The organism is Brevundimonas diminuta 3F5N (assembly GCF_900163625.1).
Classification (GTDB): Bacteria; Pseudomonadota; Alphaproteobacteria; order Caulobacterales; family Caulobacteraceae; genus Brevundimonas; species Brevundimonas diminuta_A.
The window spans coordinates 18,245-43,021 of sequence record NZ_FUIE01000035.1; the positions used below are offsets into that span (position 1 = coordinate 18,245).

Sequence of the window (24,777 nt, forward strand, 5' to 3'; positions counted from 1 at the left end):
GTCGCGGTCCGGGAGGGGGAGGGGAGGACCGCGTCGTCGTGTGAGGATCAAATAGGCGGCGATTGCGGCAGTTCAAGGACAAGAAGACGAATATTTCTAGCTTTAAGCCTGCGGCGGGACGTCGCGGCCCCGTATACGATTCAACAGGAAAGAACCGCCCCGTTTCTTGGGTGAAGACTCAGTTTTCTTATCCTGTTTCTTTGGATGTTTGGCGGCATAGGGCTCGCCGTCGCCCGACAGCAGCACGGCGATCCAGCGCGAGCCCTTGAACTCGGCCAGGATGGCCATGGCCATCACCGCCAGCGGGGTCGACAGGAACATGCCCGCCACGCCCCACAGCTTGCCCCAGAAGGCCAAAGCCAGAAGGACGACGATGGGGTCGATATTCTGATTGTCGCCCTGCATCCGCGGCTGGACCAGATTGCCGACGAGGAAGAGCAGGGTCTGCAGACCCACGAACAGAATCAAGGCGGGCCAGTAGCTCTCGAACTGGACCAGGGCGAACAGGGGCGGTGCGCAGCCCGCCACGGCGCCGCCCAGCACCGGAATAAAGCCGACGATGAAGATGACGAAGGTCCAGAACTCGGCGTTCTGGAGCCCTACCGCCCGCATCAACACCCAGGCCACGGCGCAGATCATGGCCCCGGTCACGGCCTGGACCCACAGATAGCCCTCGACCCCGCCGCGCACGCGCTCGAACACCTCCAGCGCCTCCTGGCGCGGGCCGCGGTCCGGGAACATGCCGACCATCTTCTTGCGAAAGCCGGCTTGCGAGGCCAGCAGGAAACCCAGGTAGATCATGACGAAGAAGGCGCCGGTGGCCGCGCCCTGCACCTGGAAGGCCGTGCTGGTCAGCCAGCCGCGCACGTCGATGCCGGCGATCATGTCCTGCAGGGTCGGCGGATCGCTGACCCCGACCAGGGCCGAGACGTCGCGGCTGATCTGGTCGATGCGCGGACCGATGCTGCCCGCCACGCCCGAGGCGTCGGTGAAGAAGCCCGCCGCGCCGTCGACGATGATCCAGATCGAGGCCAGGAAGCCCAGCACGACCAGGATCAGGGCCGCCGCCCCGGCGAAGCGCGGCGGAATCGGCGTGCGCCGCTCGATGGCGCGCTTCACCCCGTCGATCATGATCATCAGGAACAGGGCCATGGCCAGCGGCGTCAGGATGTCTCTGAGCCAATAGAGAGCCGCCCCCGCCGCCACGACGGCGATCAGGACCACCGCATTGGCGGCCGGGGAGGAATGACTGACGGTGATCGGAAGCTTCATGGCTGAACTGTCGTCGTGGCCGGGAACGGCGTCAATCGCTGTAAACCGCCGAGGTTCCGCCTTGCGGCGGCGGCGCGGTCGATTAAGCATGGAAAGGCACGCAGGAGACCCTCTTCATGACCGACGCCCCCGCCCTGTTTCTCGGCCAGTCCTTCGAGGGCCTGCCCGAACGGTTGCTGCTGAATCGGGCCAACCGCCACGGCGTCGTCGCCGGCGCCACCGGCACGGGCAAGACCGTGACCCTGCAGATCATGGCCCAGGGCTTCTCCGAAGCCGGCGTCCCCGTCTTCTGCGCCGATGTGAAGGGCGACCTGTCCGGCATCAGCCAGGGCGGCAATGTCGAAAAATTCTCCGAGCGCGCGGGCAAGATGGGCCTGACCCTGAACGGCAAGTCGGCCCCGGTCGTCTTCTGGGACCTGTACGGTCAGAAGGGCCATCCGATCCGCGCCACCGTGACCGACGTCGGCCCCGTGCTGCTGGCCCGCATGCTGGAGCTGAACGACGTGCAGGAGGGGGTGCTGACCGTCGCCTTCCACGTCGCCGACAAGGAAGGCCTGTTGCTGCTGGACCTGGAGGACCTGCGCGCCCTGCTGGCCTATGTCGGCGAGAACGCCCAGACCATCGGCCGCGAGGTCGGCAACGTCTCGCCCCAGTCCATCGCCGCCATCCAGCGTTCCCTGCTTCAGCTGGAGCAGCAAGGCGGCAAGGCCTTCTTCGGCGAACCGGCCCTGCGGCTGGAGGACATGATGCGGACGGCCCTCGACGGCCGGGGGCAAGTGAACGTGCTGGACGCCACGCGGCTGATGAACAGCCCGCGCCTGTACGCCGCCTTCCTGCTGTGGCTGCTGTCCGAGCTGTTCGAGCAACTGCCCGAGATCGGCGACCCGGAGAAGCCGCGACTGGTCTTCTTCTTCGACGAGGCCCACCTGCTGTTCAACGATGCACCCAAGGGCCTGCTGGAAAAGGTCGAGCAGGTGGTGCGCCTGATCCGCTCCAAGGGCGTCGGCGTCTACTTCGTCACCCAGAACCCGGCCGATATTCCCGACAGCGTCCTGGCTCAGCTGGGCAACCGGGTGCAGCACGCTCTGCGCGCCTATACCCCCGCCGAGCAGAAGGGGCTGCGCGCCGCCGCCCAGAGCTTCCGCACCAACCCCGCCTTCGACACCGCCGAGGCCATCCAGGCTCTGGGCGTGGGCGAAGCCCTGGTCTCGACGCTCGATGAAAAGGGCGCGCCGACCGTGGTGGCCCAGACCAAGATCCGTCCGCCGGACTCGCGCCTGGGTCCGGCGACCGAGGCCGAGCGCGCAGCCAGCCTGGCCGCCAGCCCGGTGCGCGGCGTCTATGACACGGCAGTCAACCGCGAGTCGGCCGAAGAGGTTCTGAAGGCCCGCCGCGCCCAGGCGGATCGCATCGAAGCCGAAACCGCCACAGCGGCCGCCGAGGCCAAGGCGGCGGAGAAGGCGGCGCGGTCAGCGCCTGCACCGGCGCGAGAACGCGCCGCCCCGCGCGCCCGGACCTCCAGCCGCCAGACGCCGATGGAGGCCCTGACCAAGTCCGTGCTGCGCACCGCCGGTTCGACCATCACCCGCGAGCTTTTGCGCGGCGTGCTGGGCAGCCTGAAGAAACGCTAGGGCTTCAGCCCAGCTCGACCGGGCGGCCGTCCTTGTAGACGTCCGTGACCTTGATCCCAGCCAGGCGGTCGGGATCGATGGTCATGGGGTCCGCATCCAGAAGGACCATGTCCGCCAGCTTGCCGGCTGTGAGCGAACCTTTGCGGTCGTCCTCATAGTGCTGCCAGGCGGCCACAGGGTCATGGCCTTCAGGGCGACCTCGACCGGCACGCGCTCGTCCGGCCCCAGGATGTCGCCCGAGCGGGTGCGCCGCGTGACCGTGGCCGACAGCACCCGCAGGGCGTCGGGATTGGCCACCGGGGCGTCATGGTGGCTGGTGAAACGCATCCCGCGCCGCCAGGCCGAGCCGCAGGGCGAGATGAACTCGGCCCGGCGCGGCCCCAGCACGGAATCCCGGTGCCAGTCGCCCCAGTAGAAGGTGTGCATGGGGAAGAAGGAGGGGACGATCCCCAGGGCCTTCAGATCGTCCAGTTGGTCCTCTCGCGTGGTTTGGCCGTGGATCAGCACCGGACGACGGTCGCGCGCGCCGTGCTTGCGGCTGGCCTCGCGCACGGCGGCGATCATCAGGTCGATGGCGGCGTCGCCGTTGGCGTGGACTTCGATCTGCCAGTCGTTGGCGAAAGCCAGGTCCACAGCGTCCAGCGCCTGTTGCTCCGTCACCGCAGGATAGCCGCGCCAGGAGGCGGGCTGGCCCTCGGGCGGGACGAAGTAGGGCTGGGACAGCCAGGCCGTCTTGGCTTGGGGCGAGCCGTCCAGCGTCAGCTTGACCCCGCCGATGCGATAGCGTCCCTCATAGGTCCGCCGGTACAGAGGCGTGGCCATGATGTCGGTCGAGGTCAGGATGTCGGGAAACGACAGGATGTCGATAGGCAGGGCGCCAGCCTGAGCCAAGCCCGCGATCATGCGGCAGGTGTCGGTGGACGACCGCCCGTCCTGGGCCGTGGTGTAGCCGAACCGGGCGTAGTAGCGAGCGCCCTCGACGATCATCTGGCGGTTGGCCTCGGCGTCCAGCCGGGTGAACAGAGCGCCCATGACAGCGAACAGGGCCGTTTCCTCCAACACGCCGTCGGGTTCGCGCGAGCCCGCCTTGCGTCGGATCACCCCGCCGTCCGGATCGGCCGTATCCGCCCCGATCCCCGCCGCAGCCAGGGCCGCGCCGTTGGCCGCGCCCAGATGGCTCGACTGATGCAGGAACAGCACCGGCACGGCGTCCGATATGGCGTCCAGCTCGTCCCGCGTGGGGTGGCGTCGCTCCTTCAACTGGGAGTCGTCATAGCCGAAGCCGATGATCAGGCCGGTGTCGCGCACCAACGCCTCGTGTCGGTTCATCCAGTCGCGCGTGATCCGCTGCAGAGCGGCGATGTCGTTCCCTTCGCCGTCCGGCGCGGGCAGGAGGTTGGCGTAACGCGCCTGCAGCCCGACCATGGAGACGTGGCCGTGCGGGTCGAAAAAGCCCGGCAACAGGGTCCGTCCGTCAAGATTCACCAGACGCGCGCCTCGCCCCGCCGCCGCCCGCACCGCATCCAGGGCGCCGACCGCCAGGATCGTCTCTCCGCGCACCGCCACGGCCTCGGCCGACGGTTGCGCATCGTCCATGGTGCGGATCGGGCCGCCGTGAAAAATCGTCGTCGCAGTCGCGCGAGCCTGGGCAGCGCCCCCCGACATCAGACCGCTGGCGGCGGCGCCGGCCATAAACAGCCGCCGGTCCAGATAGCTCCAGGCCCCCATCGGCATAACCGCTTCTCCCTGTTTGAACGGCAAGGCTTGAACCCGCCTTCGCGGCGGCCGGTTCCGCCGTCAGGAATCCGGCGGTCTGTGAACCGGCCTGGGACCAGGAACCAAAGCCTGCAGCGGGACATTCATGACGGTCTCAAGCTGGGCCATACAGGACCTCCCCCATGTTGTTCACGCCTTTCGCCTCTCTCGCTCTCATGGCCCTCGCCCCCCTGCCTGTTCAGGTCGGCAGCGTCGATCTGGGTCCGAACCTGATCGAAATCGCCGGCGAGGGGCACAAGCGGACCATTCCGTGCCAGGGCCGCCGCGTCGAAATCCAGGGGACCAACCACGACATCACCCTGACCGGCGTATGTGCGGGGCTGGAACTGGCGGGCGTGGACAACAAGGTCTCCATCACCCTGACGCCCGATGCGGTTCTGGAAGTCTCGGGCACGGGTCAGGTCGTGCGCTGGCGGTCCTCCGGCCAGCCGCGTCAGATCCTCGACGGCTTCGACAATACCGTCACGCGCGTTCGCGACTGATCAAGGCGGCGGCTGATTAACCGCGCGGGATCAGCCGCCACATCCGCAAGGGGTGGCGCACGGCGCCCGCCTCATGCCCCGCCGCGTCGCCTCGGCCGATATAGAGGTCGGCGCGTACCGGCCCGCGAATGGCCGAGCCGGTGTCCAGCGTCATGACCAGACCGCGATAACTGGCGCGTGCGCCGCGCAGATTGCCGCCGTCCGCCTCGATCCAAGCCGCCTCGCCATAGGTCCAGCGCGACGGATCGACCGCCACCGAACGCCGCGCGGGCAGGGGCACGCCTGCCGCGCCCGTCGCCTCATTGCCGTCGTCGGCGCTAGTGGTGAAGAAGATGTAGCGCGGGTTCAGCGCCATCACGCGACGCGCTTCGGGTCCGCGATGGGACGCCAGCCAGGCGCGGATCGCCTCGCCCGACGTCCCGTCGCGAGGCAGCAGGCCTTCCTCGGTCATCGGTCGGGCGATGCCGACGAACTTGGCCCCGTTGTCGGCGGCGTAGGCGGCGCGCAAGCGGGCGCCGTCGGGGAAGGTCAAGGTTCCCGAGCCCTGAATCTGCAGGAAGAACAGATCCTCCGCCTTCATCCAGGCCAGGGCCGAAGACTGGGCCGAGCCCGCCTCGATGGCCGCGCGATCGCCTACGCTGGACAGATTGGCCGGACGGCTGAGAACCGGGGCGTCGAACTCGGCGTCCGGGACGCGGCGAGCCGGATATTCGGGTGCGAAATAGGCGGTCAGCAGGCCGCGCCCGCCATCATCCGTGCGGACCTCGGCGGCAGTGAAGCGGCTTTCCAGGAAGCCGCGGGCGTCGCTGGGATTGGCGCGGGCGGCCAGGGCGCGCGCGTCGCGGCAGGTCTCGACGGCGATGCGCGACGGGCCGCAACCGGCGGCGTAGGCGCGCAGGGCCGCCAGGTGGTCTTCCTCGGCCCAGCCGGGCAGGGCGGCTAGTTCGAGGTCTCCGGCGACCGGCGGAAGCGGCGGCGACACCGGCGGGGGCAGGGGAACCGGATCAGGCGTCGGAACCGGGCGCGGCGTCGAGGCGCAGGCCGCCGCCAGAAGCGTCAGAGCCAAAACGCCGGACAGGCCGCCCAGTCGTCCAAGCGGAGCCGTAAGGAGACGGGCCGCGCCCGTCTGATCGAGGGGCGCGGACCGTGCGATCATCAGGCGGTCGCCGGCTCGACCCGGGCCAAGGCCCAGTTGGGGTCCGAGGCGCCCAGGCGGCGCTCGAAGGTCCAGATCTCGGCGGTGCGGCGCTCCTCGGTGACGGTCTCGCCGCCCGACGGCGTGACCGAGCCGCGCACCTCGGCCAGGAAGCGCACCTTGGCCAGGGCGCGATCGCCCTCGGTCGTCGCCAGCTCCAGATCGGCGCGCGGGGCATGAACCAGTTCGGCGCTCTCGGCGTCGCCGCGCGCTTCTCGCGCTGCGATGCCGGCCTCGAACGAGCCCATGACCTTCTCGGTCAGCAGCGGACGCAGGGCGTCGCGGTCGCCCTTGGCGTAGGCGCGGACGATGGTCTCATAGGCCTGACGCGCGCCTTCCAGGAAACGATGCGGGTCGAAGTTCGGCTCGCGCGCCTTCAGCCCCGCGATCGCCGCCGTCAGGGCCGGATCGACGACCGGGCCGCGCGGCGCCTCAGGCGCGCCGGCAGGAACGGCGGAAACCGGCACGGGCTTGGGATTGTCCTCCGGCTGGCGGCCGACCTTCTTGCCCAGCACATTATAGAGCTGGAACAGCAGAACCGCCGCGATGACGGCGAAAATCACGATCTGAAAGGTCACCGGCACGGTGGGTTCCTCGACTAGTCAGGCCTCATCTTCCCGGCAGGGAAGCGCCTCGGGTTTCTCCCCAAAGGCGAAAGGGCGGCTCATACAACGTGATTAGGGGTCGATCCGGGCGGGCGCAAGGCGAAGCGAGAGGCGAACGCGGGTCTCGGCGTTGCGACACAGGGTCTCGCCATGCTACCGCCGCCCCCTCAGACCCGCCTCCAGGGGGAGCGGGACACTCCATTCTTGCAAGACGGTTTTCAGACTCATGACCGACGCCACGCCGCCCGCCGACGCCAACGGCCAGACGCCCGACCAAGCCCAGCCTCAGGGCGGCCAACCGCAGGGCCCCGGCTTCCGCATCCTGGCCCAATATGTCCGCGACCTGTCGTTCGAAAACCCCAAGGCGCCGGACAGCCTGCGCATCGACGGCAAGCCCGCCATCGACATGGGCGTCGAGATGAACGCCCAGGGCCGCCCCGACGGCCTGTTCGAAGTGGACCTGAAGCTGTCGATCAAGGCCACGGCCGACGATCAGTCGCCGGTGTTTCACGTGGAACTGCTCTACGGCGGCCTGTTCGCCCTGCAAGGCGTCCAGCCGCAGGACATCGAGCCCCTGCTGCTGATCGAATGCCCGCGCTACCTCTTCCCCTTCGCGCGCCAGGTCATCGCCCAGGCCACCATGGACGGCGGCTTCTATCCGCCCTTCATGGTCGATCCGATCGACTTCGCCGCCATCTACGTCGCCCGCCAGCAGCAGATCGCCGGCGCCCCGGCGGAAACCGGCCAGGCTTGATTTAGGTCGCTAACGCGAGGCGCGCGGCGCCTCGCTGCTTGAGCGACCATGTGTAGGAGGGGCGTCCGGTCGGGCGCCCCTTTTCATTTCCAAGGACAGCGTAGTGCTCAAGGTCATCGCCGAGGACTTCATCCAGCCCGAGCATATCGAGGCGGTGCGGCCCCTCTATGCCGAACTGGTGCGGCTGACGCGGCAGGAGCCTTTGTGCCGAGCCTATGATCTGTTCGAGGATCGCAAGCAGCCCGGCCATTTCATCTTTATCGAGGAATGGCTCGACCAGGCCGCGCTCGACGCCCACTGCGCCAGCGAGCATTTCCGACGTCTGGTCCCCCAGATCGACGCTCATCAGATCCGGCCCGGAACCTATATCCTGATGAACCCCGTCCCGGCGGATGACGCCGATCAGGCGGCTTCTTCGGCCTCGGTCTCGACCGTCACGCCATAGCCCGCCCACAGGCTGAAGTCCTTGAGCGTCGCCTTGAGGAAGGCTTGGTGAGCGGCGTCTTCCTCGGCCGTGACGAAGGCGGGCAGGGGACGCGGCCGCGCGCCATAGGCGACGCGCTCCGCCGTCTCGGCCGCGCCGCCACGCGTCGAGGTCAGGTCCAGCGCTCGCTCCTTGCCGCCGCGCAGCTCCAGATAGACCTCGGCCAGCAGACGGGCGTCGATCAGGGCGCCGTGCAAGGTGCGCTCGACCAGGCTGATCTTGTAGCGTTTGCACAGGGCGTCCAGCGAGTTGGCCATGCCCGGAAACCGCTTCTGGGCCAGGGCCAGGGTGTCGATCCAGCGGTCCTGCGGCGGCGGCTTGCGGCCGATGCGGCCGATCTCGAAATCGATGAAGTTGCGGTCGAAGTTGGCGTTGTGCGCGATCAGCGGCGCATCGCCCAGAAACTCCATCAGGTCATCGACGACCTCATGAAACTTGGGCGCGTCCTTCACCTTGTCGTCGGTGATGCCGTGCACCTTGATGGCGTCGGGCGGGATCAGACGCTCGGGGTTGATGAAGCGGTGAAAGGTCCGCCCCGTCGGCAGCAGGTCCTCGATCTCGATGCAGCCCACTTCAATCAGCCGGTCGCCCGTCTTGGGATCGAAGCCGGTGGTTTCGGTGTCGAGAACGATTTCGCGGGTCATGGCCCTTAATGCCGGGGTTCGGCCTTCAGCGAAAGGGTTCAGCCCTCCAGCGCACGACGGATCGCCCGGGCGACCGCCTGACTGCGCTCCGCCTCTTCGTGGTTCTCGTCCTCCAGGTGCCAAGCGGCGGAGAGGCAGGCGTGGCAGAAGCCCCAGGCCATGACCGCCTGGGCAGGACGCCCGACCGCCGGCCCCAGGGTTTCGGCCAGGCGGCGCGCCCGTTCGGGATCGGTCCTGAGATCCTGCCGCTCCAGCGGATTGTAGAGCAGATTGGCCGCGTCATAGGCCGGATCGCCCAGGACGCCATGCGGATCGATCGCCAGCCAGCCGCGCGGCCCGTGCAGGATGTTGTCGTGATGAAGATCGCCGTGCAGCGGACGGATCGGCGCCCCCTCGGCCATCAGGCCCGCCGCCATGGCGTCCGCCTCAGCAAACAGGCCGCCCTGGTTCGCGGCCTCGAGCCTCAAGGCGGCGAAGCGGTCCTCCATCTTCTGAAGGCCCTCGGCCGGACGATCCGACGGCGCATGAAGAGCGCGCAGCACATCAGCGGCGATGCGGGTCGCGGCGTCGTCGCCCTCCGACTCCAGCACGGCGGCCAGGGTGCGGTCGCCGGCGTCCTCAAGCCATTGCCAGGGCCCTTGAGCGCCCAGCAGCCGGATCGCGCCCGATCCGGCGCGCCAACGCAGCCAGGCCAGAGCATGGAGCGCATCCGGCGCCGCCTGCGGGCTTACGCGCTTGGTCACGCTCGTGCGGCCGTCGGCCGCGACGGCCCGCCAGACCGTTCCGCCGACGCCCTCGGCCAGCAGGCTCAGACGGCCCAAGCCCCAGGCGGAAGGCGGCGCAGGCTTCCAGTTCGGCTCCAGAACCTTCGCCACGACGGCGCGCACCTGGTCGCGCGCGGCGTCCAGGCCGTGGCCTGTGTCGATCAGGAAGTCGGCGCGGGCGCGCTTTTCGGCGTCCGGCGTCTGGCGCGCCTGAATGGCGTCGAACCGCTCGCGCGTCATGCCGGGTCGGGCCAGGACGCGCTGGGCCTGAACCTCGGCGTCCGCCGTGACCACCGCCACGGCGTCGACGAAGGCGTCGCCGCCCGTCTCGAACAGCAGGGGAATGTCGACGAGCATCAGACCCGCGCCGCCTTCCGCCGCCGCCTTCAACGCCTCGGCGCGGTCGGCGGCGACCAGGGGGTGGACGATGGCCTCCAGCCGTTGGAAGGCCGCCTCGTCGCGCCCCAATGCTTCGGCCAGGCGAGGGCGGTCGACCGCGCCGTCCACGACCACGCCGGGGAAGGCCTGCGACAGCGGCGCGACAGCCGCGCCGCCGGGGCCGTAGAGGCGATGAACGGCGGCGTCGGCGTCCCACACCACGGCGCCCTCGTCGGCGAACATCCGGGCGGTCGTCGACTTGCCCATGCCGATCGAGCCGGTCAGGCCCAAGACGATCATGCCGTCTCTCCCAGATGATTCAGCAGGATGGCGCGCAGGTCCAGCGACGGCGGCGGGCGGCGGAAGATGGCCTCGAACGACGGCGCCGCCTGGCCGATCAGCATGGCCAGCCCGTCCACGGTCGTCAGCCCCCGCCCGCGCGCCGCCGCCAGCAAAGGCGTGACCACGGGTTTGTAGGTCATGTCCATGACCACGGCCGAAGGCTTCAGCGCCGCCAACGTGATATCGGGCGCGATGCTCAAGGCGTTGATGACCAGATCGGCGCCCTCCAGCACGCTCGCGTCCGGGGCGACCGTCACCGCCGGGCCGAGGTCGGCGGCCAGGGCCTCGGCCCTTTCACGCGTGCGGTTGAGAATGGACAGGGCGGCGCCCGCCTCCATCAGCGCGCCTGCGCCCGCCCGCGCCGCGCCGCCCGCGCCCAGCATGACGACGCTAGCGCCTTTCAACTTCAGTCCCGGCGCCTGTTTGGCCAGGGCGTAGAGCACGCCCGCGCCGTCGGCGCTGTCCGCCCGCACCCGGCCGTCCTCGAACACCAGAATGTTGGCCGAGCCTGTCATCCGCGCCGCCGCCGCAGCCTCATCCGCCAGGGCGAAGGCCTGTTCCTTGAACGGCGCCGTGACGTTGACGCCCGCGATCAGCCCCGCGCGACCCGCCGCGACCAGGGCCTCGAACCCCGCGGCGTCCCTGGGCGCGAAGGCGACGTAGGCGCCGTCGACGCCGCCGGCCTCCAGCCAGGCGTTGTGGATCACCGGGCTGAGCGAATGGCTGACCGGATTGCCGACGATTCCACCCAGCAAGGCGGCGGCGGTGATGCGGCCAACTGGCGCCCCGCTCATGACGCGATCACGCCTGCGCGCCGCAGCTCGGCCAGAACGGGCCACAGCGGCAGGCCCAGGACGGTGAAATAGTCTCCCCCGACCGCCTCGAACAATTGCGAGCCCAACCCCTCAAGCCGATAGGAGCCGACGCAGGCCAGCAAGGCCTCTCCCTCCGCCACCAGATAGGCGTCGAGGAAGGCGTCGGAAAAATCGCGCACCTTCATCTCGACAGTGTCCACGCCGGACCAGACCACCTGACCGTTGCGGGCCAGGGCGGCGCCGGAATGCAGTTGGTGCGAACGGCCGCGCATGGCGCTCAGGCGTTCGCGCGCGGCCTGCATCGTCGGCGCCTTGGACACCAGTCCGCCTTCGAACGACAAGGTCTGGTCCGCGCCCAGCACCCAGGCGTCGGTGTCATGACGCGACACCGCCAGCGCCTTGGCCCGCGCCAGTTCAACCGCCAGCTCGACCGGATCGACGCCCGGCGTCTTCAGGGCGTCCTCGTCCACATCGGCGACCTGCACGGCGAAAGGCACGCCGGCGTCAGTCAGCATGGCGCGGCGCGCGGCGCTCTTGGAGGCCAGGATCAGGCGTTCGCCGTCGGTCGTCGTCACATCGGGGCTCCCAGCTTGCGGCCGCGCCGCTCGCTCAACAGGTTGATGATGGCGGCCGCCGTCTCTTCGACTGAACGACGGGTCACGTCGATGGTCGGCCAGCCGCGCCGTTCGAAGGCGCGACGCGCCTTGATGGTTTCCTCGCGCACGGCGTCATGGTCGACATAGGCCGAGGCATGGCCCGCGTTCAGCCCGTCCAGGCGGTTCCGGCGGATCTGCACCAGGCGATCGGGCGACACGGTCAGACCGACGACCAGCGGTTTCTTCAACGCCGTCAGTCGCTCGCCATCCTCCTGGCCGGGGACCAGGGGCACGTTCGCCGCGCGAATGCCCCGGTGCGCCAGATAGATGCAGGTCGGGGTCTTGGAGGTCCGGCTGACCCCGCACAACACCACATCGGCCTGCTCCAGCTGTTCCAGCGTGCCCTGGCCGTCGTCGTGGGCGATGGCGTAGTCGAGGGCGCCCATGCGGTTGAAATAACCCGTGTCCAGGGCGTGCTGCGCCCCGACCCGCGCCGAGACGTCCGCGCCCAGATAGCGCGACAGGGCGCCGACCAGCGGATCCAGAGCCCCGATCTGCGGCATCTGAAGCTGACGACAGCCTTCCTCGAGTTGCTCACGCAATTCACGGTCGACCAGGGTGTGCAGCACCACGCCAGGGGCAGACGCCACCTCTTCCAGCACCCGATCCATCTGCTTGGACGATCGCACCAAGGCGTAGATGTGTTCGATGGGAATAACGCCGTCAAAGCGGGCGACGACAGCCTTGGCCATGGCGTTCAGCGTCTCGCCGGTCGAGTCCGACACCAGGTGGACGTGGAAATAGGTGGCCAGGCGCGAAGCGCCGATCGGGCGGGCAGGGCTCATGAGGACGGCGTCTCCTTCTGGGCGACGGTCGGATCATCCCCGCGCCCTGTTGAAAAGCCGGGGCGCCGTTCGTGAAAGACCGGGCGCCGAATCCTCTAGCAAGCCCAGCCGTCAGTCGCGAGCGGGGATCACGGGCGCCGTTGGGGCGATCGGCGCCGGAGTCGTCCGCCTGGGCGCCGAGGATTCATCCCATGCTGGGGGCAGGACATTTTGTCCAACAACGGCGCCCGCGGATTCACCCACAACGGCGCCCAGAGGCAAGCCAGAGTCTGACGGGTGTTTCACGGCTTATCCCCATAACTCACACCCCGCCTTGTAAACGGCTGGATTTCCACGCCTCTGTCAGGGGACAACGAGGAGTCCAACCGGGACTGTCTGCAGTTATCCCCGTGCTCCACGGCCCTGCTTCCACCTACCAATTCTTTCAATTCTTAAATCTGAATAGGGATTGAGGCTTGGGGGTGTGCATCCTAAAGCCCGAAGCATGAGCACGCCCCTTCTGATCCAGGCTCTCCAGGGCCAAACCCTTTCCCGCCCGCCCGTGTGGTTCATGCGTCAAGCCGGGCGCTACCTGCCGGAATACCGCGAGCTGCGAGCCAAGGCGCCGGACTTCATCGCCTTCTGCCTGAACCCCGAAATGGCGGCGGAAGCGACCCTGCAGCCGATGCGTCGGTTCGGCTTCGACGCCGCCATCGTTTTCGCCGATATCCTGCTGATCCCCGGCGCCCTGGGCCAGAAGGTGTGGTTCGAGGCGGGGGAAGGGCCGCGCCTGGGCGCCCTGCCGTCAGTGCAGTCGATGGCCGACAAGGCTCAGCAGGCTGGAGAAGCCCTCAAGGCCGTGGGCCAGACGTTGACCCTCGTGCGTGCGGAACTGGAGCCTGAACGCGCTCTGATCGGCTTTGCAGGGGCGCCGTGGACGGTCGCGACCTATATGCTGGACGGTGAAGCCCGCACCATCGGCAAGGGCGAGCGCGCAACCGCCCGCACCTATGCCTACACGAACCCCGAGCTGGTGGCGGGTCTTCTGGACGTGCTGGTGGAGTCCACCGCCCACTATCTGAAGATGCAGCAGGACGCCGGCGCCCAGGTGCTGAAGATCTTCGAGAGCTGGGCCGAGGGCCTGCCCGATGATCTGTTCGAGACGCTGGTGCTGAAGCCGCATCAGAAGCTGGTGGCCCGCGCCCGCGAACTGGGCGTCACCGTGCCGCTGATCGGCTTCCCGAGGGGCTCGGCGGCCCTGGCTGAACGCTATGCCCGTGAATGCGACGTGCAGGGCGTGGCGCTGGACACCGCCTGTCCGCTGGAAGTCGGCAAGCGCGTCCAGGCCATCAAGCCCATTCAGGGCGCGCTGGACCCCTTGCTATTGCGTGCGGGCGGGGACGCCCTGGATCGTCGTGTCGATCAGCTGATGGAAGCCTGGGGCCAGGGCCCGTGGATCTTCAACCTGGGCCATGGCATCCTGCCGGACGTGCCGATCGCTCATGTCGAGCAGGTGCTGAAGCGGATCGGCGCCCAATGACCCGGACCGCCACAACCCTAGAGGGACGACCCAACCGGCGCGTGGCGGTCGTCCTGACCAATCTGGGCGGTCCTGATCGCCCGGAAGCGGTCAAACCCTTCCTGTTCAATCTGTTCAACGACCCGGCCATCATCGGCCTGCCGGGGATGTTCCGCACGCCGCTGGCGAAACTGATCTCCAGTCGTCGCGAGACCTCGGCCCAGGCCAACTACGCCCTGATGGGCGGCGGATCGCCCCTGCTGCCCGAGACGCAGAAGCAGGCCGAGGCCCTGTCGCGCGCCCTGGCCGACGCCGCACCCGGCGACGACAGCCGCGTCTTCATCGCCATGCGCTACTGGCATCCGCTGACGGAGGAGACGGCGGCGGCGGTCAAGGCCTTCCAGCCGGACAAGATCGTTCTTCTGCCCCTCTATCCGCAGTTCTCGACCACCACGACGGCCTCGTCGCTGAAGAAGTGGACCGAGTGCTACGACGGACCGGGCGAAACGCACGTCGTCTGCTGCTATCCGGACGCCGAGGGGCTGATCGAAGCGCAGGCTCGCCTGATCCGGCAAACGCTGGACAAGGCCGAAGGCAGGCCGGTGCGCGTGCTGTTCTCGGCTCATGGCATTCCGGAAAAGCTGGTCGCCGCCGGCGATCCTTATCAGGCTCAGGTCGAGGCGACCGTGGCCGCCGTGGTCGAGCACATGGGCCTGACCGACTGGGCTATCTGCTACCAGAGCCGGGTCGGCCCGTTGAAATGGCTGGGCCCAGCCACGCCTGACGCCATCGAACAGGCCGCTCGCGACGGCGTGGGCGCCGTCGTCGTGCCGATCGCCTTCGTCTCCGAGCATATCGAGACCCTGGTCGAACTGGACATGGAATACGGCGAGCTGGCTCATAAAGTCGGTTGCGCGCCTTATCTTCGAGCGCCGACGGTCAGCGCCGACCCGGTTTTCATCACCGCCCTGGCCGATGCGGTCGAGCGGGCGCTGGAAACGCCCGGCGTGGCGCCGCAGGGCGCTTCTGAGGGGGGACCATGCGCCCACTTGAAAGCCTGCCCGTCTGGCTGTTCAAAGGCCTCCAGGGCGGCCTGAGGGGATCGACATGGACTATTACAATCTGGCCCGCGGGCTTCACATTCTGGCGGTGATCGCTTGGATGGCCGGCATGCTCTTTCTGCCGCGGCTGTTCGCCTATGACGCCGAGCAGAACGCCAAGTCTGAACCCCTGCGCGGCGAGATGCAGACGCTGCTGCGCGTCTGGCAGACGCGGCTGCTGCGCATCATCATCAACCCGGCGATGATCCTGGCCTTCATCTTCGGCAGCTGGCTGCTGTGGCTGCGCAGCGGCGACGGCGCCGACTGGTCCTTCGCCCACCAGCCGTGGATGATGACCAAACTGATCGGCGTCTTCCTGCTGGCGGGCTGGCACGGCTTCCTGGCGGGACAGCGCAAAAAGATCGCGGCGGGAACGTCCAAATATTCGGGCCGTTTCTGGCGCATGACCAATGAAATTCCCTTCGTCCTGGCCATCATCATGGTGCTGTCGGTGACGATGGAGTGGAGTTTCTAAGCGCCCTAACGCGAGCGACACGGTCGCTCGCTGCTTGAGGGCTCTTGACCGGCACCGGCCTTTCGTGGTTCCGCTGCGGTGAACCGTGCGGCCGGTCCGTGCAGTGCGGTCCCTCTCTTTTTGCGACGCCTGCCGGTTTGAGCCTGCGGGAGACCGTCGCCCTCCCTCCCAGCCCTTGCGGCTGAAGCCATCGACGACCTTCTGCTCCTGGGCGCCCTGCGGCGTCTGGGCGCGCGAACGAGCACGCCATCATGACCGATACGCCTGACACTCCGGAAACTGAAGTCGCTGAAAATGCAGGAGAAACTCCTGCTGAGCGTCCGCGCCGCACTCTGAGCCTGGGTGGAAGCCGCGCTGCGGCTCCGGTCGAGGAGGCTCAGCCAGAAGAGGCTGTCGCCCCGGTTGTCGCTGAGCACGACGACCACGGCGTCGACACCACGGCTGAGGATGATGAGGACGACGACGGCGAGCCCATCGTTCCCAATGGCCGCATCACCCTCCAGGAACTGAACGAGAAGACGCCGGAAGACCTGGTCGCCTTCGCCGAGGGTCTGGACATCGAGAACGCCGGCAACCTGCGCAAGCAGGACCTGCTGTTCGCCATCCTGAAGACCCTGGCCGACGAAGAGGTCGAGATCATCGCCTCGGGCGTGCTGGAGATCCTGCCGGACGGCTTCGGCTTCCTGCGTAGCCCTGACGCCAACTACCTGCCGGGTCCGGACGACGTCTATGTCTCGCCGTCGCAGATCCGCCGCTTCGGCCTGCGCTCGGGCGACACAGTGCATGGCGCCGTGCGCGGTCCGCGCGAGGGCGAGCGCTACTTCGCCCTGCTGAAGGTCGACACGATCAACTTCGAAGATCCGGAGATGGTCAAGACCAAGGTCCTGTTCGACAACCTGACGCCGCTCTATCCCGAAGAGCGCCTGCACATGGAAATCCAGGACCCGACGCTGAAGGACCGCTCGGGCCGGGTCATCGACATCGTCGCCCCGCTCGGCAAGGGCCAGCGCTGCCTGATCGTCGCCCCGCCGCGCGTCGGTAAGACGGTGATGCTGCAGAACATCGCCAAGTCGATCGAGCGCAACCACCCGGAAGTCTTCCTGATCGTCCTGCTGATCGACGAACGCCCGGAAGAAGTCACCGACATGCAGCGCACGGTGAAGGGCGAGGTCGTCGCCTCGACCTTCGACGAACCCGCGACGCGCCACGTCGCCGTCGCCGAAATGGTGATCGAAAAGGCCAAGCGTCTGGTCGAGCACAAAAAGGACGTGGTGATCCTGCTGGACTCCATCACCCGTCTGGGCCGTGCCTACAACGCCACCGTCCCGTCGTCGGGCAAGGTGCTGACCGGCGGCGTCGACGCCAACGCTCTGCAACGGCCCAAGCGCTTCTTCGGCGCCGCGCGTAATGTGGAGCAGGGCGGTTCGCTGACCATCATCGCCACCGCCCTGATCGACACCGGCAGCCGCATGGACGAGGTGATCTTCGAAGAGTTCAAGGGCACGGGTAACTCGGAAATCGTCCTGGACCGCAAGGTCGCCGACAAGCGCATCTTCCCGGCCATCGACGTGCTCAAGTCCGGCACCCGCAAGGAAGATCTCATCACGCCGAAGGATCAGCTGGCCAAGACCTATGTCCTGCGCCGCATCCTCAACCCGATGGGCCCGCAGGACGCGATCGAGTTCCTGCTCGACAAGCTGCGCCAGTCCAAGAACAACGGCGACTTCTTCCAGTCGATGAATACATAATTCCTGCCCTAGCGCCGCCCGCACAGCGGGCGGCTGCTTGAGGGCGTGTTTCACGTGAAACAAGTGAGGGCGTTATGAAGCTGAACATCGAGATCGACTGCACCCCGGCCGAGGCTCGCGCCTTTCTGGGCCTGCCGGACGTGACGCCGCTTAACGACCATCTGGTCGCTGAAATGCAGAAGCGCATGGACGCCAACATGGCGGCCATGCAGCCGGACGAGCTCATGAAGACCTGGACCAGCTTCGGCGTCCAGGCGCAGGACCAGTTCCGCCGCCTGATGGAAGCCGCCGTAACGGGCGCGGCCAAGCCGTGAAGCGGACGACGTGACTGACACTATCTTCGCCCTCGCCACGCCGCCGGGGCGCGGGGCCATCGCCGTACTGCGCCTGTCAGGCCCGATAACTGAGACGGCCTTGACCGCCTTGGGCGCAAGGGGGCTGACTCCGCGACTGGCCTCCGTCCGCACTCTGCGTCATGAGGGCCGTCTGATCGATGAAGCGCTGGTTCTGCGCTTTGTGGCGCCGCGCTCTTATACCGGCGAAGACTCCGCCGAACTTCACCTGCATGGCGGGCGCGCCGTGGTCGAGGCGGCCAGCACCTCCCTGATCGCCCTGGGCCTGCGTCCGGCAGAGCCGGGCGAGTTCACCCGTCGCGCCTTCCAGAATGGGCGCATGGACTTGGCTCAGGCCGAGGCCGTCGCCGACCTGATCGATGCTGAGACCGAGGCGCAGAAGAGCCAGGCTCTCGGCCAACTGGACGGCGCCCTGTCGGCGGCCTACGCCGGGTTTCGGCGCGACCTGCTCAAGGCCCTGTCTCTGGTCGAGGCCGAGATCGATTTCCCCGACGAGGAAGTACCTGACAATCTGGCGCGCACGGCTGGCCCGGTTCTGGACCAACTCGCCGCTGACCTGCGCGCGGCCTTGGCGGATTCCGACCGGGGCCGGCGGGTGCGCGAGGGTTATCGCATCGTCCTGATCGGCGAGACCAATGCGGGCAAGTCGTCCTTGTTCAACGCCCTGGTGGCGCGTGAGGCGGCCATCGTCACTCCCATCGCTGGAACGACGCGCGATGTTCTGGACGCCGACATCATGATCGGCGGTTACGCCGTGACCCTGTCGGACACGGCGGGTCTGCGTGAGAGCGATGATCTGGTCGAGGCCGAGGGCATCCGCCGCGCCCGACTGCGCGCCGAGGGCGCCGACCTTCGCCTCTGGGTTCGCTCGCCGTCTTCACAGGACGTCGAAGACCCGGCCGCTGCCTTTGTGGGTCCGTCCGATCTTCAGGTTCTGAATAAGGCGGATCTGGGCGCCGTGACGCCGACGGCGAGTGTGGAAGCCCTGACGGTCAGCACGATGACGGGGCAGGGGCTGGCTGAACTGCACGATTGGATCGCGGCGCGTCTGGCCAGAGATCTGTCCGGCGCCGACTTCCCTGCCGTGACGCGTGAGCGGCATCGTCGCCGCCTAGCGGAGGCCCTGGCGGATGTTGAAGCCGGGCGCCGGGCGCTGGACATTGCGCCTGAGATGGCGGGGGACGACCTGCGTCGTGCGGCTGACGCCCTGGCCCGCGTCACCGGCGCCATCGGCGTCGAGGATATTCTGGGCGAGGTCTTCTCCTCTTTCTGCATCGGTAAATAGGCCCGGCTTTCGCCTGTTTCACGTGAAACAACGGTTCTTCAGCCGGTGGCGATTCCGGCTCGAATGGACTATGTGGACGCCATGAGTTCGACCCCCGATCACACCTTCGACGTCATCATCATCGGTGGCGGTCACGCCGGTTGCGAGGCTGCGACGGCGGCTGCCCGCGCCGGAGCACGCACCCTGCTTTTGACCCAGAAGCTGGAAACCATCGGCGAGATGAGCTGCAACCCGGCCATCGGCGGCTTGGGCAAGGGCCACCTGGTGCGCGAGATCGACGCCCTGGACGGCGTCATGGGCCGCCTGGCCGATGTGTCGGGCATCCAGTTCCGCCTGTTGAACCGCTCGAAAGGCGCCGCCGTGCGCGGGCCTCGCAGCCAGATCGACCGTCGCCTCTATCGCGAGGCCATGCAGGCCGAGCTGGCGGACTATCCGAATCTGACGCTGATGGCGGGCACGGCCGAGGGGTTGATCCTGAATGGCGACCGGGTCACGGGCGTCAAGACCGGGGCAGGGGAGATGATCCGTGCGGGCGCGGTCGTGTTGACGACGGGCACCTTCCTCAACGGCGTGATCCATCGCGGCGACCTGCGTATTCCGGCCGGACGTTATGGCGAGGATCCGTCGACTGGTCTGGCCGGCGACCTGCATTCCGCTGATCTGATGATGGGCCGTCTGAAGACGGGCACGCCTGCGCGCCTGGACGGTCGCACCATCGCCTGGAACCGGCTGGAGATGCAGGCGGCGGACGATCAGCCCGTACCCTTCAGCTTCCTGACGGATCGTATCGAGGTGCCGCAGATCGCCTGCGGCGTTACCCACACGACGGAAGAGACGCACCGCATCATCGCCGACAACCTCGGCGAAAGCGCTGTCTACGGCGGGCGTCTGTCGGGCCGCGGGCCGCGCTACTGTCCGTCGATCGAGGACAAGGTGGTCCGGTTCGCGGACAAGACCAGTCACCAGGTCTTCCTGGAGCCGGAAGGCCTGGATGATCCGACCGTCTATCCGAACGGCATCTCGACCTCGGTGTCGGACACGACCCAGTTGGCCTTCCTCCATACGATGCCGGGCCTGGAGCAGGTCGAGGTCTTCCGTTTCGGCTACGCCATCGAATACGACTATGTCGATCCGCGCGAACTGACGCCGGCGCTGGAAGTCAAGAAACGTCCGGGTCTCTACCTTGCGGGTCAGATCAACGGCACGACCGGCTATGAGGAGGCGGGGGCGCAAGGCCTGATCGCAGGCCTGAACGCCGCCCGCGCCGCCGCCGGTTCTGATCCGCTGATCCTCGGCCGAGATCAGGCCTATATCGGCGTCATGATCGACGATCTGGTGACGCGCGGCGTCACCGAACCCTATCGCATGTTCACAAGCCGGGCTGAGTATCGGCTGACGCTGCGTGCGGATAACGCCGATCAACGCCTGACGCCGATCGGCATTGAGGCGGGGATCGTCGGTTCGGAGCGCGCGCGAGTATGGCTGGATAAGGCTGACCAGTTAGACCGGGCGAACCGTGTTTCACGTGAAACGCAGTTCACGCCCAAGGAGGCGGGGGCTCTGGGCATCACCGTCAACGCGGATGGCCAGCGGCGTTCGATCCGTGATCTTCTCGCCTTCCCGAATGTGACGCTGGATCAGTTTGTCGCTGTTCGACCTGAAATCGGGGACTGGTCGTCTGCGGTGCGGGATCAGGTCGAGATCGATGCGGTGTACGCCAGCTATCTGGATCGCCAGACCCAGGACGCGGAAGCCTTAAGGCGGGAAGAAGGGCTGTCGCTGCCGGCCGACCTCGACTACGCCGCCATCGGCGCCCTGTCGAACGAGGTGCGTGAGAAGCTGGCTATGATCCGGCCGCTGACGCTGGGGCAGGCTGGCCGCATTGAAGGCATGACGCCAGGCGCCCTGACGGCGCTTCTGGCCCATGTGAAGAGGGTCAAGGACGCAGAGGCCGATCTGGCGGCGGTCGTCGCCTGATGTCCGACGCCATCCAGACCTTCCGCGCTCAGACGGGCGCCAGCGACGCCAACATCGCAGACCTGCAGACCTTCCTCGGTATGCTGAGCGAGGCCAATGAGGTGATGAATCTGGTGGGGCCGGATTCCATTCCCGACTTCTGGAACCGCCACGCCTGGGACAGCGCTCAGCTGCTGAGTCTGGCGCCGGAAGCCAAGACCTGGGCTGATCTGGGGGCAGGGGCGGGCTTCCCTGGCGTGGTGCTGGCCATCCTGCTGAAGGGACGGCCGGGAGCACATGTCTGGCTGGTCGACAGCCTGGGCAAACGGTGCCGCTTTCTGCAAACCATCGTGGATGCGCTGGAACTGCCTGCGACCGTGGTCTACGGCAGGGCGGAAGAGCAGGCGATCAAGGTGGATGTGGTGACCGCGCGCGCTGTTGCGGCGATGGAGAAGCTGCTGGGTTATGCACAGCCCTACTTCCAACGCGGTGCAAAAGGCCTGTTCCTCAAGGGAGAGAAGGCCGAGGCTGAGTTGAAAGAGGCCCGTCGGGTCTGGCAGTTTGAAGCTGAGCTTACGGTCTCGCGCAGCGATCCGCGCGGCCGCATCGTTTCACTGGGGGGTCTTCGTCGTGTCCGTTGAGTCCGTAAAGCAACCCCGCGTTTTGGCGGTCTCTAACCAGAAGGGCGGGGTGGGCAAGACCACGACCGCCATCAACCTGGGCACGGCCCTGGCGGCCATCGGCGAGAAGGTGCTGATCGTCGACATGGACCCGCAGGGGAATGCTTCCACCGGGCTGGGTGTTCCACGTGAAACACGCCGCGTGACGATCTACGACGTCATCGTCGACGGCCGTCCGGTGGACGAGGCCGCCATTGAAACCGCCGTGCCGGGCCTGTTCATCGTCGCGGCCGACGCCGACATGTCGGGCGTCGAGATCGAGCTGAGCCAGGCGGATCGTCGTTCCTATCGTCTGCGCGACGCCCTGGCGAAACAGGGGGGCAACGGCCATTCCCGGTATGACTATGTGCTGATCGATTGCCCGCCCTCGCTGAACCTGCTGACGCTGAACGCCATGGCGGCGGCGGACGCTGTTCTGGTGCCGCTTCAGTGCGAGTTCTTCGCCCTGGAAGGTCTGACGCAGTTGATGCGGACCATCGACATGGTGCGCCAGAGCCTGAACCCGGCGCTGGAAATCCAGGGCCTGGTGCTGACCATGTACGACCGTCGCAACGCCCTGTCGGGCCAGGTGGCGGCCGATGTGCGCGCCCATTTCGGCGACAAGGTCTATGACAGTGTCATTCCTCGTAACGTGCGGGTGTCCGAGGCGCCGTCCTTCGGCAAGCCGGCGCTCATCTATGATCTGAAGTGTGCGGGTAGCCAGGCCTATCTGAAGCTGGCCCGTGAATTGGTGGCGCGCGAGCGCCAGCGTCGTCAGGCCCTGGCCGCCTGATCGGCGGTCAGCTCCGATAAACAATAACGGAATCGATATCTTGTCCGAACGTCAGCGTGGTCTGGGCCGGGGTCTCTCGGCGCTCATGGGTGAAAACGCGCAGGAGCCCGTCGCCGTTGACGTGACCGGCCCGGCGCCGGCCGGCGTGCATCGGGCGCCGATCGAGGCGCTGAAACCCAACCCGGACCAGCCGCGCAAGATCTTCACCAAGACGGATCTGGACGAACTGACGGCCTCTATCCGTGACAAGGGCGTGCTTCAGCCCATCCTGGTCCGCTCCCAGCCGGGCGAGCAGGGCGTGTGGCAGATCATCGCCGGCGAGCGTCGTTGGCGCGCCGCTCAGGCCGCGCGTCTGACGCAGGTGCCGATCGTCGTGCGTGAGATGGACGACATCGAGGTGCTGGAAGTCGGCGTCATCGAGAACGTCCAGCGCGCCGACCTGAACCCGATGGAAGAGGCCAACGCTTATGCGGTGCTGATGGAGCGCTTCGGCCGCACCCAGGACGCCCTGGCGGGCGTGGTGGGCAAGAGCCGCAGCCATGTCGCCAACACCCTGCGCCTGCTGCAACTGCCTGAGGCGGTGCGCGAACATGTGGTGCGGGGCGATCTGTCGGCGGGCCACGCCCGCGCCCTGATCACGGCGCCGAATGCTGAGGCGCTCGCGGCCGAGGTCATCGCCAAGGGGCTGAACGTTCGCCAGACCGAGGCCCTGGCGCGTCGCGCGGCGGAAGGGCCGAAAACGCCCAAGGCTAGGCCGGTCCTGAGCGGGGAAGGCGCGGCCGACATCGCCGCCCTGGAACAGGATCTGTCCGACGCCCTGGGTCTCAAGGTCTCTCTGGCCGACAAGGGCGGCAAGGGCGAGATCACCGTCAAATACGGCACCCTGGAACAGCTCGACGACCTGTGCCGACGCCTGATGCGCGGCTGAGGCTCTTTTCGGCGCTATCCATGTTAGGGTGTCGCCATGACTGAGAACTCTGAGAAAATCAGCGCCGCTGAAGCGTTGAAACGGGCCTTGGCCGCGAAGCAGGCGGCGAGCCGGAATGCAGGCGCTTTTGGCGGCCCGGCTGGAGCCGTCGCGTCCGAGAAATCCATGCAGCGCCAGTCTGTGGCGTTGAACAAACCGGCTTTCCGGCGCGCGTCGAAGCGCGGCTGAGCTTTGCCTCCCCTCGTCGTGGGGAGGTGCTCTACAAAGCCCTCAAGCAGCGCGTTAGCGCGTTAGGGTGAAGCTTAAAGCCCTCAAGCAGCGCGTCAGCGCGGTAGGGCAAAGCCTAAAGCCCCATGCGCTTGGCGCGGGCGGCGATTTCCAGCAGCAGGCGTTCGGTGATCAGGGCCTCGGGCATGCCTGTGGTCTTGGTCATGACATCGGCGGTGTTGATGCTGTCCTGCACCTCGTCGAGCAGTTCGAGCCGCCAGGCGCGCGATTGGCGCAGCATTTCCGCTTCCTGTTTCCAGAAGACGCCGGCGGCCTTGGCGGCCTCCTTGGCGCCCGCGCCATTGGCCTGCAAGATATTGATCCGGCGAAGTTTTCCGAGGTGAAGTGAGGCCATGCGCACGGCCATGACGGCGCTTTCGCCCTCGGCCAGGGCGCGGCGTAGGCCCGCCTGGGCGGGGCCGGGGCGGCCGCCGAAGGCCTGTAGGGCGGCGTCGGACAGGGAGGCGTCGGGCTCGACCCCCAGGTGGGCGTCCAGCTCTTCCACATCGATGGTGCGGCCGGATCCGGGGCCGATGTAGAGGATGAGCCGCTCGATTTCCTGGCGCATCAGGCCGCGTTCGCGAGGCAGGCGGGCGACGAAGCGATCCAGGGCGTCGGAAGACAGGCCCACCTTGTCGGCCCCCAGGGCCTCACGCGTCATGCGGGCGACGTCGCCGACCTCATCCTCATAACAGGCGATGGCGACCGCGCCCTGGGCCTTTTCGGCGGCCTTGCGCAGGGCGGATTCGCGGCCCAGCGCCCCGGCCTCGATCACCAGCATGGCGTCGGGGTTATAAGCGCCCTCGGCGTGGGCGGTCAGGGCGGCGGCCACGGCCTTGTCCACGCCTGCCTTGCCGTCCGACATTCGGATGCGCACCAGGCGCCGCCCGCCGATCATGCTGAGCGCCGTCAGCGCCTCTTCCAGGCGCACGGCGTCGCCGTCGATGTCGGCTTCGGTCAGCAGGGTGACGTTGAAGGGGTCGTTCAGATCCGGCGTGATCGTCTTGCACAGCATCAGGGCGCGCTCGGTCACGCCCGAGCGGTCCTTGCCGTGGATGACGGCGGCGCGGACGCTGGTGTCCGGCGCCTTCAGGAAGCGGTCGACGTCGGGCCGCTTGGACAGGATCATGCG

23 protein-coding genes and 2 pseudogenes are annotated in these 24,777 nt (G+C 67.6%); 14 read left to right on the plus strand and 11 right to left on the minus strand.

Annotated elements, in window-relative coordinates:
* Positions 1-102 precede the first annotated feature (102 nt).
* Positions 103-1,272, minus strand: coding sequence for an AI-2E family transporter (locus FM111_RS06480; RefSeq protein WP_087140127.1), 1,170 nt, complete (start codon positions 1,270-1,272; stop codon positions 103-105).
* Between the two features lie 116 nt (positions 1,273-1,388).
* Here FM111_RS06480 and FM111_RS06485 point away from each other — a divergent pair, with 116 nt between their 5' ends.
* Positions 1,389-2,903 carry a helicase HerA-like domain-containing protein gene (locus FM111_RS06485; RefSeq protein ID WP_087140128.1) on the plus strand — a complete coding sequence of 505 codons (1,515 nt, stop codon included), beginning with the start codon at positions 1,389-1,391 and terminating at the stop codon, positions 2,901-2,903.
* A gap of 4 nt (positions 2,904-2,907) precedes the next feature.
* Here the strand turns inward: FM111_RS06485 and FM111_RS06490 are convergent.
* Positions 2,908-4,637, minus strand: a pseudogene (locus FM111_RS06490) (amidohydrolase).
* 164 nt (positions 4,638-4,801) lie between these two features.
* Between FM111_RS06490 and FM111_RS06495 the strand changes: the two are divergent.
* Positions 4,802-5,161, plus strand: coding sequence for a DUF3060 domain-containing protein (locus FM111_RS06495; protein WP_087140130.1), 360 nt, complete (start codon positions 4,802-4,804; stop codon positions 5,159-5,161).
* Between the two features lie 16 nt (positions 5,162-5,177).
* Here FM111_RS06495 and FM111_RS06500 read toward each other — a convergent pair whose 3' ends face one another.
* Together FM111_RS06500 and timA are read right to left on the minus strand one after the other, a co-directional pair.
* Positions 5,178-6,317 carry an MltA domain-containing protein gene (locus FM111_RS06500; protein ID WP_087140132.1) on the minus strand — a complete coding sequence of 380 codons (1,140 nt, stop codon included), beginning with the start codon at positions 6,315-6,317 and terminating at the stop codon, positions 5,178-5,180.
* Positions 6,317-6,934: a TIM44-related membrane protein TimA gene (gene timA / locus FM111_RS06505; protein WP_087140187.1), complete on the minus strand. Its 618-nt coding sequence runs from the start codon at positions 6,932-6,934 to the stop codon at positions 6,317-6,319. The genes FM111_RS06500 and timA overlap by 1 nt, the downstream gene beginning before the upstream one ends.
* A gap of 253 nt (positions 6,935-7,187) precedes the next feature.
* Here timA and secB point away from each other — a divergent pair, with 253 nt between their 5' ends.
* Both secB and FM111_RS06515 read left to right on the plus strand, forming a co-directional pair.
* Complete coding sequence (gene secB, locus FM111_RS06510; protein WP_087140133.1) at positions 7,188-7,715, plus strand: protein-export chaperone SecB; 528 nt, start codon at positions 7,188-7,190, stop codon at positions 7,713-7,715.
* Between the two features lie 103 nt (positions 7,716-7,818).
* Positions 7,819-8,160 (plus strand): putative quinol monooxygenase, encoded by a 342-nt coding sequence (locus FM111_RS06515; protein WP_087140135.1) that lies wholly within the window; start codon positions 7,819-7,821, stop codon positions 8,158-8,160.
* Here the strand turns inward: FM111_RS06515 and dnaQ are convergent.
* The 6 genes and pseudogenes from dnaQ to FM111_RS06540 form a co-directional block, all read right to left on the minus strand.
* Complete coding sequence (gene dnaQ / locus FM111_RS06520) at positions 8,118-8,843, minus strand: DNA polymerase III subunit epsilon (RefSeq protein ID WP_087140136.1); 726 nt, start codon at positions 8,841-8,843, stop codon at positions 8,118-8,120. The two genes, FM111_RS06515 and dnaQ, sit on opposite strands and share 43 nt — an antisense overlap.
* A 38-nt stretch (positions 8,844-8,881) precedes the next feature.
* Positions 8,882-9,718 carry an aminoglycoside phosphotransferase family protein gene (locus FM111_RS16515; RefSeq protein ID WP_373407961.1) on the minus strand — a complete coding sequence of 279 codons (837 nt, stop codon included), beginning with the start codon at positions 9,716-9,718 and terminating at the stop codon, positions 8,882-8,884.
* A pseudogene (gene coaE / locus FM111_RS16520) lies at positions 9,698-10,285 on the minus strand (dephospho-CoA kinase); the annotation flags it as partial. The gene FM111_RS16515 and the pseudogene coaE, both read right to left, overlap by 21 nt.
* Positions 10,282-11,121 carry a shikimate dehydrogenase family protein gene (locus tag FM111_RS06530; RefSeq protein WP_087140140.1) on the minus strand — a complete coding sequence of 280 codons (840 nt, stop codon included), beginning with the start codon at positions 11,119-11,121 and terminating at the stop codon, positions 10,282-10,284. The pseudogene coaE and the gene FM111_RS06530, both read right to left, overlap by 4 nt.
* Positions 11,118-11,717 carry a Maf family protein gene (locus tag FM111_RS06535; RefSeq protein ID WP_087140141.1) on the minus strand — a complete coding sequence of 200 codons (600 nt, stop codon included), beginning with the start codon at positions 11,715-11,717 and terminating at the stop codon, positions 11,118-11,120. The genes FM111_RS06530 and FM111_RS06535 overlap by 4 nt, the downstream gene beginning before the upstream one ends.
* A complete protein-coding gene (locus FM111_RS06540) occupies positions 11,714-12,583 on the minus strand; it encodes a pyruvate, water dikinase regulatory protein (protein ID WP_087140143.1) in 870 nt (289 codons plus the stop codon). The genes FM111_RS06535 and FM111_RS06540 overlap by 4 nt, the downstream gene beginning before the upstream one ends.
* Positions 12,584-13,067: 484 nt before the next feature.
* On the opposite strand from FM111_RS06540, the gene hemE reads away from it, so the two are divergent.
* The 10 genes from hemE to FM111_RS06590 all read left to right on the plus strand — a co-directional run bounded on the left by hemE (position 13,068) and on the right by FM111_RS06590 (position 23,378).
* Positions 13,068-14,102, plus strand: coding sequence for a uroporphyrinogen decarboxylase (hemE, locus tag FM111_RS06545; RefSeq protein ID WP_087140145.1), 1,035 nt, complete (start codon positions 13,068-13,070; stop codon positions 14,100-14,102).
* Entirely contained in the window at positions 14,099-15,178 is a 1,080-nt protein-coding gene (gene hemH, locus FM111_RS06550) for a ferrochelatase (protein ID WP_087140146.1), read from the plus strand. Before hemE ends, hemH begins: the two co-directional genes overlap by 4 nt.
* Positions 15,179-15,188: 10 nt before the next feature.
* Positions 15,189-15,656 carry a CopD family protein gene (locus FM111_RS06555; RefSeq protein ID WP_087140148.1) on the plus strand — a complete coding sequence of 156 codons (468 nt, stop codon included), beginning with the start codon at positions 15,189-15,191 and terminating at the stop codon, positions 15,654-15,656.
* Positions 15,657-15,907: 251 nt separating this feature from the next.
* A complete protein-coding gene (rho, locus tag FM111_RS06560) occupies positions 15,908-17,404 on the plus strand; it encodes a transcription termination factor Rho (protein ID WP_087140150.1) in 1,497 nt (498 codons plus the stop codon).
* 74 nt (positions 17,405-17,478) lie between these two features.
* Positions 17,479-17,718 carry a DUF6489 family protein gene (locus tag FM111_RS06565; protein ID WP_003166554.1) on the plus strand — a complete coding sequence of 80 codons (240 nt, stop codon included), beginning with the start codon at positions 17,479-17,481 and terminating at the stop codon, positions 17,716-17,718.
* Between the two features lie 10 nt (positions 17,719-17,728).
* The gene (mnmE, locus tag FM111_RS06570) at positions 17,729-19,042 is read left to right on the plus strand and encodes a tRNA uridine-5-carboxymethylaminomethyl(34) synthesis GTPase MnmE (RefSeq protein WP_087140152.1); all 1,314 of its coding nucleotides are present in this window, start codon (positions 17,729-17,731) and stop codon (positions 19,040-19,042) included.
* Positions 19,043-19,105: 63 nt separating this feature from the next.
* The gene (gene mnmG, locus FM111_RS06575; RefSeq protein ID WP_087140154.1) at positions 19,106-21,019 is read left to right on the plus strand and encodes a tRNA uridine-5-carboxymethylaminomethyl(34) synthesis enzyme MnmG; all 1,914 of its coding nucleotides are present in this window, start codon (positions 19,106-19,108) and stop codon (positions 21,017-21,019) included.
* Positions 21,019-21,639 carry a 16S rRNA (guanine(527)-N(7))-methyltransferase RsmG gene (gene rsmG / locus FM111_RS06580; protein WP_087140155.1) on the plus strand — a complete coding sequence of 207 codons (621 nt, stop codon included), beginning with the start codon at positions 21,019-21,021 and terminating at the stop codon, positions 21,637-21,639. The genes mnmG and rsmG overlap by 1 nt, the downstream gene beginning before the upstream one ends.
* Positions 21,629-22,450 carry a ParA family protein gene (locus tag FM111_RS06585; protein ID WP_087140157.1) on the plus strand — a complete coding sequence of 274 codons (822 nt, stop codon included), beginning with the start codon at positions 21,629-21,631 and terminating at the stop codon, positions 22,448-22,450. The genes rsmG and FM111_RS06585 overlap by 11 nt, the downstream gene beginning before the upstream one ends.
* Before the next feature lie 40 nt (positions 22,451-22,490).
* The gene (locus FM111_RS06590; RefSeq protein WP_087140159.1) at positions 22,491-23,378 is read left to right on the plus strand and encodes a ParB/RepB/Spo0J family partition protein; all 888 of its coding nucleotides are present in this window, start codon (positions 22,491-22,493) and stop codon (positions 23,376-23,378) included.
* A 343-nt stretch (positions 23,379-23,721) separates the two neighbouring features.
* Here FM111_RS06590 and holA read toward each other — a convergent pair whose 3' ends face one another.
* Positions 23,722-24,774 (minus strand): DNA polymerase III subunit delta, encoded by a 1,053-nt coding sequence (gene holA, locus FM111_RS06600; protein ID WP_087140163.1) that lies wholly within the window; start codon positions 24,772-24,774, stop codon positions 23,722-23,724.
* Positions 24,775-24,777 lie beyond the last annotated feature (3 nt).